At 63.0% G+C, this 13,536-nt stretch carries 12 protein-coding genes and 1 pseudogene; 10 read left to right on the top strand and 3 right to left on the bottom strand.

Features of this window, described 5'->3' with window-relative positions; genetic code table 11:
• Window positions 1–114 precede the first annotated feature (114 nt).
• Both H097_RS16310 and H097_RS16305 read right to left on the bottom strand, forming a co-directional pair.
• Window positions 115–1,851, bottom strand: coding sequence for a hypothetical protein (locus H097_RS16310; RefSeq protein WP_032861022.1), 1,737 nt, complete (start codon window positions 1,849–1,851; stop codon window positions 115–117).
• Window positions 1,848–3,665 (bottom strand): tyrosinase family protein, encoded by a 1,818-nt coding sequence (locus H097_RS16305; RefSeq protein WP_032861021.1) that lies wholly within the window; start codon window positions 3,663–3,665, stop codon window positions 1,848–1,850. Before H097_RS16305 ends, H097_RS16310 begins: the two co-directional genes overlap by 4 nt.
• Window positions 3,666–3,826: 161 nt before the next feature.
• Here H097_RS16305 and H097_RS16300 point away from each other — a divergent pair, with 161 nt between their 5' ends.
• A complete protein-coding gene (locus tag H097_RS16300; RefSeq protein ID WP_032861020.1) occupies window positions 3,827–4,294 on the top strand; it encodes an Lrp/AsnC family transcriptional regulator in 468 nt (155 codons plus the stop codon).
• Here H097_RS16300 and H097_RS28805 read toward each other — a convergent pair.
• A pseudogene (locus H097_RS28805) lies at window positions 4,290–4,376 on the bottom strand (outer membrane lipoprotein carrier protein LolA); the annotation flags it as partial. The gene H097_RS16300 and the pseudogene H097_RS28805 sit on opposite strands and share 5 nt — an antisense overlap.
• Window positions 4,377–4,512: 136 nt before the next feature.
• Here H097_RS28805 and H097_RS16295 point away from each other — a divergent pair.
• From H097_RS16295 to H097_RS16255, 9 genes are all read left to right on the top strand, one after another.
• On the top strand, window positions 4,513–5,115 hold the full coding sequence (locus tag H097_RS16295; protein WP_032861019.1) for a transposase: 603 nt from the start codon (window positions 4,513–4,515) through the stop codon (window positions 5,113–5,115).
• A 62-nt stretch (window positions 5,116–5,177) separates the two neighbouring features.
• Complete coding sequence (locus H097_RS16290) at window positions 5,178–6,761, top strand: ShlB/FhaC/HecB family hemolysin secretion/activation protein (RefSeq protein ID WP_032861120.1); 1,584 nt, start codon at window positions 5,178–5,180, stop codon at window positions 6,759–6,761.
• 25 nt (window positions 6,762–6,786) lie between these two features.
• On the top strand, window positions 6,787–8,586 hold the full coding sequence (locus H097_RS16285) for a MotA/TolQ/ExbB proton channel family protein (protein WP_032861018.1): 1,800 nt from the start codon (window positions 6,787–6,789) through the stop codon (window positions 8,584–8,586).
• An 11-nt stretch (window positions 8,587–8,597) separates the two neighbouring features.
• The gene (locus H097_RS16280) at window positions 8,598–9,014 is read left to right on the top strand and encodes a biopolymer transporter ExbD (RefSeq protein WP_032861017.1); all 417 of its coding nucleotides are present in this window, start codon (window positions 8,598–8,600) and stop codon (window positions 9,012–9,014) included.
• Complete coding sequence (locus tag H097_RS16275; RefSeq protein WP_032861016.1) at window positions 9,011–9,721, top strand: energy transducer TonB; 711 nt, start codon at window positions 9,011–9,013, stop codon at window positions 9,719–9,721. The genes H097_RS16280 and H097_RS16275 overlap by 4 nt, the downstream gene beginning before the upstream one ends.
• 40 nt (window positions 9,722–9,761) lie before the next feature.
• A complete protein-coding gene (locus H097_RS16270) occupies window positions 9,762–11,450 on the top strand; it encodes a putative porin (RefSeq protein WP_032861015.1) in 1,689 nt (562 codons plus the stop codon).
• Window positions 11,451–11,467: 17 nt separating this feature from the next.
• On the top strand, window positions 11,468–12,094 hold the full coding sequence (locus tag H097_RS16265; RefSeq protein ID WP_032861013.1) for a hypothetical protein: 627 nt from the start codon (window positions 11,468–11,470) through the stop codon (window positions 12,092–12,094).
• 21 nt (window positions 12,095–12,115) lie between these two features.
• Entirely contained in the window at window positions 12,116–12,592 is a 477-nt protein-coding gene (locus tag H097_RS16260) for a YbjN domain-containing protein (RefSeq protein ID WP_191982827.1), read from the top strand.
• Window positions 12,589–13,518, top strand: coding sequence for a peptidylprolyl isomerase (locus H097_RS16255; RefSeq protein WP_032861010.1), 930 nt, complete (start codon window positions 12,589–12,591; stop codon window positions 13,516–13,518). Before H097_RS16260 ends, H097_RS16255 begins: the two co-directional genes overlap by 4 nt.
• Window positions 13,519–13,536 lie beyond the last annotated feature (18 nt).

Here is a 13,536-nt window from a genome sequence, read left to right as displayed (position 1 = left end):
AGGAGCCGGCTTGCCGGCGAAAAACCTGAGAACACCGTTGGGCACCAGGTACCCCGCGTTATCGTTGAGGATTTTCGCTGGCAAGCCAGCTCCTACAGGGGGCGGTGTTTGCCCTTAGGTGGACGGCACCAACGCCAGCCCGGACTCCCACGGATGGTCCGCCGCGCTGACGTTATCCGCCTCGCCTGGGTTGAGCGCGCGCACCGTCACCAACCCTGGCGCAGCGTTTGGCGCGACGGTGATGGTCATGATGTAACCCTGGGTCCCACCCGAATTGGTCTGCCCGGGAATCGCCGAGGCATCGGGCAGAAATTGCGTGACCTGCGCCGTGACCCCGGGGTTGCTGAACTGGATCCGCGCGGTGGCGGCGGTGGTCTTGAGGTCGGCGCCTTGTACCACCAGGGCAAACGGGTTGCTGGTGCCTTGGGCGAGCCAGGCCGGGAGGTCGGTGGGCGACTGGCCGTAGAACAGGTCCAGCGGCAGCAATTGCACCGGCCAGGGTTGCAAGCCATTGACCCGGTCCTGCACACAAGGCGACGACGGCGGCGTGCTGCTGATCGGCGTGGCGGTCACACTCAGGCCCACCAGCAACTGCTGGGCAATCACCCACACGTAGTCGACAGCCTGGCCGTTGATGGTGATGTCATTGATCGAAAATCCTGCGCTGGCCGGTACTTCAAACACCGCCTGCAGAATCTGGTCAGAGCCGTTGACCGCTGATTTGGCGGTGCCTCGGGTAATGCGCCAGTACTGGCTGACATCCTGGCCCTGCGGGCCTTTCCACGCCGAGAAGTTGGTGGGCTGTTGCAGGTACAGGGCGATGGGGTTGGTCAGGGAAATCCGGTTTTCGACGGCCACGCCGTTGGCCGCAAAGCCGATATGCGGGTCGGAGTTGCGATAGTTCTGCCCGTATTGCGCGCAGCAGATCAACGATTGCGGGCTCTGGCTGCTGCTCAGGGGGCGCATGATCGTGGCCGCTGCTGCCAGGTACACCTCGGCGCTGAGGGTGTTGGGGCCGGAAGTCAGGTGCATCGCGCCGCCGAACTGGCCGGGGGTGCAGGCGGTGCCGGCGTTCCACTTGTTGACGGTGTCGTAGGCGGGCTGGCCCGTGGTAGGGTCGATCACCGGGTCGCCGGCCTTGCCGGTCGGGCAGTCGGCGGTATAGCGCAGGTACAGGTCTTCCAGTTGTACGGCCGGGTCGATGTAGTCGCGATACAGCCCCAGCACGGCATTCGGATCGATGCGCCACATCGCCAGGAAATACGCCGGGTTTTCGCTGGTGAAGGTGATCTTGCGCATGTCGCCATTGGCATCGCGCACAATCGACCATTCGCAGTATTCGTCCAGCCAGCCGCGTGGCCCCGAGGGCGAGAAGTCTTTGTATTTACCCTGCCAGTCGATGCTCGGGCAGCGGGTTACCGGCAGTTGCAGCAGGGTGCCCTTCTTGTCCGGGTCGTACAGGCTGTACAGGGTGTCGTTGATGGTGATCTGGCCGTTATCGGTCAGTTCCATGACTTGTTGCAGGGTCATGGCCTTGCCGCCCAGTTGCGGGATCACCGCCGTGCCGTTGTTGTAGAAAAAGGTCCACAGCCGGTTGGGGAAGGGCTGCCAGGTGATCGCAGGCGGAGTGTCGGGGCCATAACCCTCGACCAGCGGGTTGTAGTAGCCCGAGCGGGGTGCGTCATACAGGCCCGACCACGGGTTACCGATGATCGCGGCTTCGGTCCAGCCGGTGACGTCGTTGTTCCAGTCGGTTTCAAATTGCGGCAACTGGTTTTCCAGGCCCAGCTTGTTGTAGTCCTTTGGCGCTTGCCCAGCGGGGGAGGTGAATTGCTTGAAGGGCGTGCTCATGTCAGATCTCCATGGGGTGTGGGGGTAGCTGCACAGCAACCGGCACTCGGGGGAGGGTCGGCAACGGTCTGGCGCGGGTCGTCCCACACCAGTTGGGCGATAAAGCCAGGCAGCGGCGCGTACTCTTGCGGCGCCAATACCCGGCCACTATCGAGATGGGTGACCAGCAGGCTCAACTGCACGGCGTGCGTGGGGCCAAGGTGCAATGCCGTGGCACTGCGCGCGGCATTCAGCGCGCGGCACACGCCGTGGGTGATGCAGCGACCCTTGTCATCCACCAGCCCCATGCCAATGCGACTGAAGCGCCCGACGTAGTGCGGGTTATCGGCGTTGACTTGCTGTGGCGTGGCGTCGGGCTGGTTGAGGAAGACGTCGATCAGGTAGGTGTCGTGGGTGCAGCGCACATGGTCGAACACCACCCACGGGCCGCTGGCCTGCACCTGCTCCTGGACAGGCGCGGCACTGTGCGGGCAGCAGGCTTTCGCGCTGGCGCGGTGTGCTCCAAACGGCGGCGCCACTGGCGTGCCGTAGTCATAGCCGATATGCCGGCTGTCCTGGGCCATATCGCCCAGGGTGGTATAGCGCCAGGCATCGGCACTGGTGAAGGTCACCGTCTCGGCCTGGCTGCCGGCAAACGGCTGGAGCAGGCACTGGGTGGTGTACTGCGCCGCCGGGTTGGCGCGGATCCAGAGTTCCAGCACGCGGTCGATATTGGCGTGGTAGGAGCAGAACACCGGGTCAAACGCGGTGTAGGCGTTGTCGGCCATATCACCACCGATCCAGCCGTGATAGTTGTCGTGGGGTTGTTCGTAGAGGCCATCGAAGTTCAGCGTGCGGTTGGGGTACAACTCGTCTTTTTGCGGTGGATCAAACACGGTGATATTGGCCCAGGGATACCCCGGCACGCCCTGGGGCTGGCTGAAGGTCTTGAACGTCAGGGCGTCGACCACCTGCTGCTGGAAAATCCGGCTCATCCCATACAGTTGGGTGCGTTTGAGGCGCTGCTGGTCACCCTGGGTATAGAACAGCGGATTGCGTTGCACGAACCGGCAGTCCACGCCCTCGACGTTGCCCGAGGCACAGACTTTCGAGCGACCGTCCTTGGCCGCTGCATAGCGCAACGGGTTGCGCCGCACTTCACCGCTGTGCGGGTGTACATAGGTTTCATCGAGAAAGGCCTGGGGCAGGCCGGCCTGAGGGCTGCCATCGACACTGGCGTCCTCGGCCATCCAGTCCCAGTACGGGATCGGGCAGTCGATCAATGCCTCCAGGTACAGCAGGTAGGCGCGATGCCACAGGGCAAAGGCCTCCTGGTAATGCAGGCACCAGTTGGTGTGGATATAGGCGTAGCGCTGCCAGGGTGAGCCGCTGTCCGGGTTGCCTATCTGCATCACGTCGTCGAGCCGCGCGCGGTACAGGTCCAGTTGTGCCTGGCTCAACGCGCGGATGTCCTGGCGCACGCGCTTGACCGGGTGCGGCAGGTCTGGAGGCGGGATGCGCTCGGCGATGTCGAACGGCGAAAAGCTGTTCAGGCGCCAGCCCTGGTTGACCCACAGGCGGAAGGTTTCCAGGGCATCGATGGGCCAGAACTGCCGGTCATCCAGGGTCAGCGGCATATTGCGCGACGCCAGGTGCTGGTAGATGGTTTCTGACCAGGTCTTGACCGAATCGGGGTCTTCGAGGAACACGTCGTAGGCGTTCATGCAGCGTACCCACGAGCCTGCGACGATGGCGCGATCTGCGGGTGGTATCCAGTAAGGCGCGGTGAAAAGCCCTTGGATATCAGCGGTCCATGTCGGTTTGGCGACTATCATAGGATCCCTCTCATGCAGCCCCCATGCTGGATCTGCCGGGGCTGCTAAGCTGGATTTGATAGTAACGGGCCACTGTGCAGTGATTTGTGCAAATTGGTCGGCGGTTACGGCGGATTCATTGCAGTTTTCTCAAGGAAGAAGTGGAAATAATGACAGACGCCATGGATTTGAAAATTCTCGGCAAATTGCAGAAGGATTGCACCCAGAGCCTGGACCTGCTCAGCGACAGCGTGGGGCTGTCCTCGACCAGTTGTTACCGGCGCATCCGGCGGTTGGAGAGTGCAGGAATCATCAAGGCGAAAGTCGCGGTGCTGGATGAAAAAAAGCTGGGGATCCAGGTCACCGCGTTCTTTTTGATCAAGCTCGACAAGGACAGCAACGACATTGATCGCAAGATGCAGCACATCCTGGCCAGTCACCCGGAGATCCAGGACTGTTACCTGATGACCGGGGAGTTTGACTTTGTGATGGTGGCCAAGTTTCGCGATGCCACGGAGTACACCGAATACATCTATCGGTTTCTCGACACGTACCGGGATATTCCGATTCGCACGTATTCATCGACGTTGGTGGTGCGCACGGTGAAGAAGTCTTATGAGCTGCCGTTGCAGGGCGTGCAGCATCTGTAGGAGCGAGCTTGCTCGCGAAAAACGCAAGATCACCACGTTCCGTCAGGCCCCCCGCATTATCGTTGACGACCTTCGCCGGCAAGCCGGCTCCTACACAGTGGGGCGTCAAAGAGTGAAGCTTTTGTGACAAAAGTTCGGTAGCTCCCCCGTCCCCCCGTCTTGCCTATGTAACGCGCTCAAGCACGCGAAACAGGCCAGGAGTGGGGCGGATGGGAACTATGGAACGCTACTCGAAAGTAGGCATGCAGGAGCTCGACCAGCGCCTGTCAAAGATCGTCGAAGCCGCGCGCAAGAAGCCGGTTTCGGTCTATCGCTATGGCGCGCCCTGGGTCTGGATCGTGTCCCAGGAGGACTGGCAGGGCGCCTTGAAAGAAGTGTCCAGCTACATACCCGCCGGTCACTCCCTGGTGTTGCTGCGCCCGCAGATCGACGAGGTGCTCGACCAGCACCGCGACTTGCTCCAGGCCCTGAATGCCGAACCCGGCATGCTCATCGCCCCGCGTACGGTGTTGCAGATCCTGTTGCTGCAACTGCTCTATTCGGTACCCAGCGAACAGCAACTGCATGAGCAGCTCAACTACAACCTGCTGTTTCGCTGGTTCGTCGGCCTGGACCTGACCCAACGGGTCTGGGGCATCCACATCCTGCAACGCGATATCGCCACGCTCCTGGGCAACCCACGGGCAGTGCAGTTGATCCAGAAAATCATCGGTGAAGTGTTCTGTGGCGCCTTGCTGCACATGCCGGAGTTCTCCTTGAACTTCGCGCTGCTGCACACCTGGCTGGCACGGCATGCCAATACCTCGACATCCAGCAATTGAGCAGGCCAAACGCTGTGCCAACAACAGTGAAGGCCAATAACTTCAGTAATCCAGGGGGCGGTGTGACGCATCTGTTCAAATCAACGTTGGCACTGTGTTGCCTGACGCTGGGGGCGCTGGCGCCGCCGGTGTGGGCTGAGGAAGAGGCCGCGGTGCGCCGGGTGGACGTCAATGAGTACTTCGTGCGCGGCAATACCGTGCTCGACGCCCGGGCCATCGAGGAGGCGGTGTACCCGTTCCTCGGCCCGCAAAAGACCCTGGTCGACATCGAGGGTGCCCGCGATGCCCTGCAGAAGATCTACCAGGCACGTGGTTATCAGTCGGTGTTTGTCGAATTGCCCGAGCAGAAGGTCGATGACGGCATCGTCTACCTGCAAGTCAGCGAGACCAAGGTCGGTCGTGTGCGAGTGGTGGGGGCCAAGCACTATTCGCCGGTGGAAATCCGCGAAGAGGTGCCAGCACTGAAGGAGGGTGCAGTGCCGGATTTCGCCACTGTACAGACTCAACTGGCGGGCTTGAATCGCGGGGCAGGGCGCCAGGTCACGCCGTTGGTGCGTGAGGGCCAGCGCCCCGGCACCATGGATGTGGACCTGCAGGTCGAAGACCAGAATCCCTGGCACGCCAGCCTCGGCTTGAACAACGACTACAGCGCCGACACCGAGAAACTGCGCAGCGTCGCGACCCTGGGTTACGACAACCTCTGGCAACTGGGGCACAGCGTGTCCCTGACCTTTTTCACGGCGCCCCAGGACAGTGAAAACGCCAAGGTCTGGTCGGGTTCCTACAGCGCACCGCTCAACGAGCGTTGGACCTTGCAGTTCTCCGGTTACCAGTCCGACAGCAATATCGCCACGATTGGCGGCAGCAACGTGTTGGGCAAGGGCCACTCCTACGGCGTCTCGGCGATCTACAACCTGCCGGCCACGGGCAGTTGGGCCAATTCGTTGTCGGTGGGAGTGGACTTCAAGGACTTCGACGAGCAGATGCAGTTTGGCGGCAGTCGCGACCAGATCCCGCTGAAGTACGCGCCATTGACCTTCGGCTACAACGGCTACCGCTACACCGAGCAGGCGCAACTGGGCCTGGGCCTGAACCTGGTGGTCGGCACCCGTGCGTTTTTTGGCTACGGCAGCGACGCCGAAGAGTTCCAGTACAAGCGCGACCAGGCCAGCCCCAGTTTTGCCGTGCTCAAGGGCGACCTGAATTACACCTACACCTTCACCGGCGACTGGCAGTCGGCGACCAAGACCGCCTTCCAACTGGCCTCCGGGCCGCTGGTGTCCAACGAGCAGTACTCCGCCGGCGGTGCCACCTCGATCCGTGGCTACCTGGCCGCCGAGCGCACCGGGGATGAGGGCTACTTGCTCTCCCAGGAACTGCGCACGCCGTCCCTGGCCAAGTTCCTCGGCAGCTATGTACAGGAATGGCGTTTCTACGCCTTTGCCGAAGGTGCGCGCCTGCGCCTGCACGACCCGTTGCCCGAGCAGGAAGACGAATACAGCCTGGCCAGCGTCGGCCTCGGTACCCGCGCCAGTTTGAGCAAGTGGTTGTCCGGCAGCCTGGATTGGGGCTACCCGCTGCTCGATGGACCAAACACCCAGAAACAGGACTCGCGACTGCACTTCAGTGTGCAGGCGACTTTCTGACCCTTTTTTCCGGAGAACCCTTCACATGCAACGCCTATTTCTGAGCCTGTTGATCTGCCTGGGCTTCGCGCTCCCGGCCACCGCCCATGCCTGGTGGCAGGACGACTGGCATTACCGCAAGCAGATTTCGGTGGACACCACCCCCCAAGGTGCCGCGATCAATCAGGCGCTGGGCCGCACCGCGTTGCTGGTGCGCCTGCACACCGGCAACTTCACCTTCGACGGGGTCAAGGAAGACGGCGCCGACCTGCGCTTTGTCAGCGTCGATGACAAGACCGTGTTCAACCACCAGATCGAAAGCTTTGACCCACTGATGGGCATGGCACTGATCTGGGTCGACATGCCCAAGGTCGAAGGCGGCCAGCGCCAGGACCTGTGGATGTACTACGGCAACGAGAAGGCCCCGGCGACCGGCAACGGCCAATTGACGTTCGATCCGAGCTACACCGCGCTTTACCATTTCGATGGCGCCAACGGCACCCCGGCCCGTGACACCACGGCTTATGGCAACACCGCGCTGAACGCCACCGGCGCGAGCATCGACGGCGTGATCGGGCGGGCCTTGCAGTTCAGCGGCCAGCCCTTGCTGTTGCCGGCCAGCCCATCGTTGCAGCACACCGCCAACGGTGCCTTTACCTTCAGCGCCTGGCTGCGCCTGGATCAGGCCGGCGGTGAGCAAGTGGTGCTGGCCCGGCGCGAAGGCACCGCCAACCTGCTGCTGGGCTTGAACCAGGGCACGCCGTTTATCGAGATCGACGGCCAGCGCGCGGTGTCGACCCAGCCGCTGAACCCCGGCCAATGGCAACACCTGGCGTTCACCGCCGCCGGCAATAGCGTGACGCTGTACGTCAACGGCCGTGAAACCGCGAACCTGGCGCAGGCGATGCCGGCGTTCAACTCACAACTGGCCATCGGCGCCGACCTGCCGCAATCCACCAGCGGCTTGCTGCCATTTACCGGGGCGATGGATGAACTGCGCCTGTCCAAGGTGGCGCGTGCGGCGGGGGTGTTGCTGGCCGATGCCAGTGCCCAGGGTTCCGAGTCGAAACTGCTGGCCTATGGCGTGGACGAAGAACAGTCCGGCTTCGGTTTCGGCAGCCTGGGCTTTTTGCTCAAGGCCGTGCCGATCGATGCCTGGGTGATCATCCTGGTGCTGGTGGCGATGATGTTCCAGTCGTGGGTCATCATGATCCGCAAGAACCGCATGGTCAGTCGCGTCAGCAGTGCCAACGAGGTATTCCGCGAGCAGTTCGCGCAGATCGGCACCCGCCTGGAAATGTATTACGACGACCAGCTCCTGGCCGAGCGCCTGACCCACTCGTCGCTCTGGCGCCTGTACCGCGTTGCAGTCCAGGAAATCCGCACCCGCCGCGCCCAGGGCGCCGACACCAGTTCGGTGTCGGCGGCCACCATCGAAGCTATCCGTTGCTCCATGGACGGCGTGCGCACCCGGGAAAACCAGCAACTCAGCGCCAAGCTCTCGACCTTGTCCAACGCTATCGCCGGCGGCCCATACATCGGCCTGCTCGGCACGGTCCTGGGGATCATGGTGGTGTTCCTCGGCACGGCCATGGCCGGTGACGTCAACATCAATGCGATCGCCCCGGGCATGGCCGCCGCCTTGCTGGCCACGGCCATGGGCCTGTTCGTCGCGATCCCCGCGCTGTTTGGCTACAACCGCCTGATCACGCGCAACAAGGAAGTCAGCGCCGACATGCGCGTGTTCGTCGATGAGTTCATCACTCGCCTGGCGGAGATGCACGGCGAGAGCCAGTCCAGCGAGGCCGCGCATCGGCGCGTCCAGCCCGCCCACGTACCGGCCTGAGGAGAACCCGCATGGCTTCTGTGAATGCCTCCCACGATGATGAAGAAGACGCCGTCGACAGCATCAACATCACGCCCCTGGTGGACGTGCTGATGGTGGTGCTGGTGATGTTTATCCTCACGGCCACGGCCCAGGTCTCGGGGATCCAGATCCACTTGCCCAAGGCCAGCGCCTCGGTGTCGTTGTCCGAGGCCAAGACCAAGGCGATCTCGGTCAACGACGGCGGCCAGGTATTCCTCGACGCTTACCCGGTGACCCTGGGTGAACTGGAAGAGCGCCTGCGCATCGAGAAGGCCCTGAACCCCGAGTTCCCGGTGATTGTGCGCGGCGACGCCACGGTGCAGTACCAGAAGGTCATTGAGGTGCTCGATCTGTTGCGCCGCCTGGAGCTGTCCCAGGTTGGCCTGGTCACCGGAAAACCGTCATGACCGCACAAGTGCCAATCCCGCCCACGCCCGTGAAAAAGTCGCCGCTGCGCCCGCTGAAGTGGGGCGCGGGCCTGCTGGTGGGCGCCGTGGCCGCGTGGTTTTTGTGGCAGTGGGCCAATGACATGAGTGGCGTGCGCCGCGAAGCGCCCAAGGTACCGATGATTATCCCGCTGCCGCCACCACCACCACCGCCACCGCCGCCGGAACCGCCCAAGGAGCCCGAGCCCCAGGTCGAGGAAAAAATCCCCGAACCCGAGCCAACCCCTGCGCCGCAAGAGGTCAAGCCCGAAGAGCAGGCACCGCCCAGTCCCGCCGACGACTTGGCCAACCCGATGCAGATCGACGGCGATGCCCAGGCCGGTAACGACGGTTTCAACGTTGGCGCCGGCAAGGGTGGCGGCATGGCTGGGTCAGGCGCGGGCGGCCTGGGCACGGGAACGTTCAAGCAGTACCTGGCCGGGGTGTTCCAGCGCCTGCTGCGTGAAGACCCGCAGTTGCGCAAGAAGGCCTATGCGGTGCAGGCCGACTTGTGGTTGAGCGGCGATGGCGAGGTGACGCGGGTGGAGCTGGCCCAGTCCAGCGGCGATGCCGACACCGATGCCCAGGTGCTGGCGGCGCTGCGGGCCACGCCTCGTTTGAAAGAACGCACACCGGCCTCCCTGACCTTGCCGGTGCGCCTGTCCCTCAAGGGCCGACGCCCGGAGTGAGTGAACCTTTTTTGCAGTTTTCTACAGGAGTTGTGTGCAGATGATTTCCCACGTGAATCGATTGACCCTGGCGGTCGGCATGGTCATCGCGACCCTGGTTGGCCAGGCAACGGCCGCCCCGGTCGCGCCCTCGGAAAACGCCACGATCAACCTGATCCGCCTGCTGGTGCAGCAAGGCGTGCTCAAGCAGGAACAGGCCGATGGGCTGATCGCCCAGGCCGAGAAAGAGGCAGTGCAGGCGCGCCAGACGGCAGTGGCCGCCGGGCCTGCGGCGGCACCCGGGGATGTGCGGGTGCAGTATGTGCCGGCGGCGGTGCGTGATCAGATCCGCGACCAGGTCAAGGCCGAAGTCATGGCCACCGCCAAGCAAGAGAATTGGGCGCAGCCCAACACTTTCCCGGATTGGGTATCGCGCATCAGCTTTGACGGTGACATTCGCCTGCGCGATGAATCGCGGTTTTTCTCGGGCAATAACAGCAACGAAATCGTCGACTACGCCAAACTCAACGAGAACGGTCCCTACGACGTCAATAAAGACACCAACACCCGCCTGCCGCCGTTGCTCAACACCCGCGAGGACCGCGAGAACCTGTTCCGCCTGCGCGCGCGCCTGGGCATGAAGGCAATCATTTCGCCCGAGTGGACTGCCGGTATCCGCATCGGCACCGGCTCCGACAACAACCCGGTGTCCACCACCCAGACCCTGGGTGGCGGCTTTGGCAAGAAAGACATCTGGCTCGACCAGGGCTACCTGACCTGGAAGGCCACCCAGGACCTGACCCTGACCGGCGGGCGGATCGCCAACCCGTTCTATTCCACCGACATGATGTACTCCAACGACCTCAACTTCGACGGTGTGGCGGCGATCTTCAACCACAGCCTCAACAACGAGTGGGGCCTGTTCGGCACGATCGGCGCGTTCCCGGTGGAGTACACCTCCGACACGGCCAGCAGCAACGGTTTCGACAAGGAAGACAGCGACACCAAATGGCTGTTCGGCGGGCAGATCGGCGCCAACTGGAAGATCAACCGCAGCAACAGCCTCAAGGGCGCGTTGGCCTATTACCGCTTCGACGACATCGAAGGTCAGCGCTCCAGCCCTTGCTCGCCGTGGGCCGGTGCGCCGGGTTGCGACACCGACGGTTCGCGCGTGGCCTTTATGCAAAAGGGCAACAGCGTCTTCCTGCTGCGCAATATCAACGCCAACCCGGCGACTCCGGGCCTGACCCCGCAGCCACAGTACGTGGGCCTGGCCTCCAAGTTCGATGTCCTGGACCTGAACCTGGTGTGGGACAGCGAGCTGCCGCAAGACTTCAAGCTGCGCAGCCAGGCCAACTTCATTCACAACCTGGCCTACGACAAGGGCGAAATGCTCAAGCGCAGCGAAGGCGAGATCGTCAACAACATCAACAGCAAGGGCCAGTTTGAAAGTGGCGGCAATGCGCTGATGGTGCAGTTCACCCTCGGCAGCGCGCTGGAGATGAAAAAGGCCGGCGACTGGAACCTGTTGGCCGGCTACAAGTACATCCAGCCAGATGCCTTGCCGGACGGTTTCAACGACTCGTCGTTCCACCTCGGTGGCACCAACGCCAAGGGCTATTTCATTGGCGGCAACTACGGTATCGACAAGAACATCTACGCCAGCGCCCGTTGGTTGAGCGCATCAGAAGTGTATGGCGCGCCGTTTGAAGTCGACGTGATGCAACTGGAACTGAATACGCGCTTCTGACGCGTCGGGAGAAACCCATGAACATGCGAATTTGCGGGCTGGTCCTGGCCCTGGTCGCCACTGGCGCCTCGGCTGAAGGCATGGAGGAGCGCCTGCGCACTCAGTTGCGCAGCACCACCGCGCAATTACAAGCGCTGCAAAGCGAGCAGGCCCAGGCCGCTGCCGCACGGATTGCCGCCGAAAACCAGGCCAGGCAGGCCCAGGTGCAGATCAAGCAATTGAGCGCCGATTTGGACAAGGCGCGCGGCGTCGCCGAGCAGTTGGCCGGCCAGCAGCAGAGCCTGCACAGCCAGGCCCAGGCGCAAGTGGCGGCGAGTGCCGAGCAGACCGGCAAGTTCAAGAAAGCCTACGAGGAACTGCTGGTGCTGGCCCGTGGCAAAGAAACCGAGCGCGCACGCCTGCAGGCGCAATTGAGCGAACGTGACACACAAGTGCAGCAATGTTCAGCCAAGAATCAACAGATGTACGGCGTGGCCCAGGAGTTGCTCGCGGCCTACGAAAAAATCGACGTGGCCGAGGTCATGAGCATCCGCCAACCGTTCGCCAGCGGCGCGCGGGTCAAGTTCGAGGAACTGGCCCAGGGGTTTGGCGACGGCCTGTACAACAGCCGCTTTGATGCGCCCCAGGCGGCGCTCAATCACTGATCAACCAAGGAAGAGATGAACATGAGCGAATTGATGAGCAGCGTGACCACCCAGAGCCTCACCGAGTTGCTGCAAGAGGCCGGCTACCGAGTCAACCAGAGCGAACAGAACGGCATCGTGCAGTTGCTCAGCGCCAGCCAGGGCATCGGTTTTGCCGTGCGTTTCGGTAATCCGGCGCCAGAGCAGGGCGCCTACGTGGACTTCACCTACAGCTGCGCGCTGCGGGCCCAGGGTGAGCTACCCGAAGGCTTGACCCAGGTGTGGAACACCTCGCGACGCTTTGCCCGGTTGTCGGTGCAGGGTGAATTCCTGCTGATGGAAATGGACGTGGTGGTGGCGGGCGTCGGTGCCCTGTATCTGCGCAGCCAATTGGAATTGTGGGACCGGCTGTTGCAGGAATTTATCGTCTACCTGCGTGAGTACAGCCAGACTGCCGCGCAGCTCCAGTCCCAGGACGCTCCAGGCGTTGAAACCCGTGAAGAGGCGCCGGTGCTGTGAAAAAACCAACCCTGGTGGTGGGTGCGCTGGCCCTGTTGGTGGTGGCGGTCGGGTTGGGCCTGCGCTCGGGCAGCGACCCGGTCGCGGCCCAGCCGCCAGCCCCGGTGAGCGTTGCGGACGGCCCGGCGGTGGCGCGCCTGGGCAATCAGCAGGTGGCCGTGTCGGAACTGCAAGCGTTGCTGGCCACCTTACCGGCCGAGTCGCGCGAGCAATTGCGCGCCAATCGTGGCGCCCTGGAAACCTGGATCCGCTCGCGCCTGGCGCAAAAAGCGGTGCTCGAACAGGCCGATGCCCAGGGCTGGCGCCAGCGTCCGCAAGTGGAACAACAGACTCGCGCTGCCACCGAGCAGATCGTGTTTCGCGACTACCTGTTGTCGGTCAGCCAGGTACCGGCCGACTACCCCAGCGCTGCTGAATTGCAACTGGCCTACGACAGCGGCAAGGCGCAGTGGATGACGCCGCCGTTGTACCGGGTCAGCCAGATCTTCCTCGCGGTGGATGACCCGCAAAGTACCGAGGCCGTACGGCGTCAGGCCCAGGAACTGAGCCGTCGGGCCCAGGCCGCACCGGCGGAGTTTGCCGGGTTGGCCAGCCAGTATTCCCAAGAACCGGGCAGCGCCGGGCGTGGCGCTGATTCGGGGCTGCAACCCTTGCAGCAACTGGTGCCGGAGGTACGTAGTGTGGTGGCGCAACTCAAGCCGGGCGCTGTATCGCAGGCTGTGCAAAGCGCAGCGGGGTTCCATGTGCTTAAGTTGACCGAGCAACAACCGGCGCGTACTGCCAGCCTCGATGAACTGCGTCCACGCCTGACCGAGGCCCTGCGGGCCCAGCGCCAGGAGCAGATCGCCAAGGCTTACCTGGAAGGCATGCTCAACACCGCCACCTTGAGCATCGACGGTGCGCAATTGAACAAGGTATTGGAATAAAAACGGCTGCACGCATGG

This window comes from Pseudomonas sp. FH4 (assembly GCF_000510915.2).
Taxonomy (GTDB): Bacteria; Pseudomonadota; Gammaproteobacteria; order Pseudomonadales; family Pseudomonadaceae; genus Aquipseudomonas; species Aquipseudomonas brenneri.
Note: the sequence above shows the minus strand (reverse complement) of the source record. Positions and strands in the feature narration are given on the sequence as shown.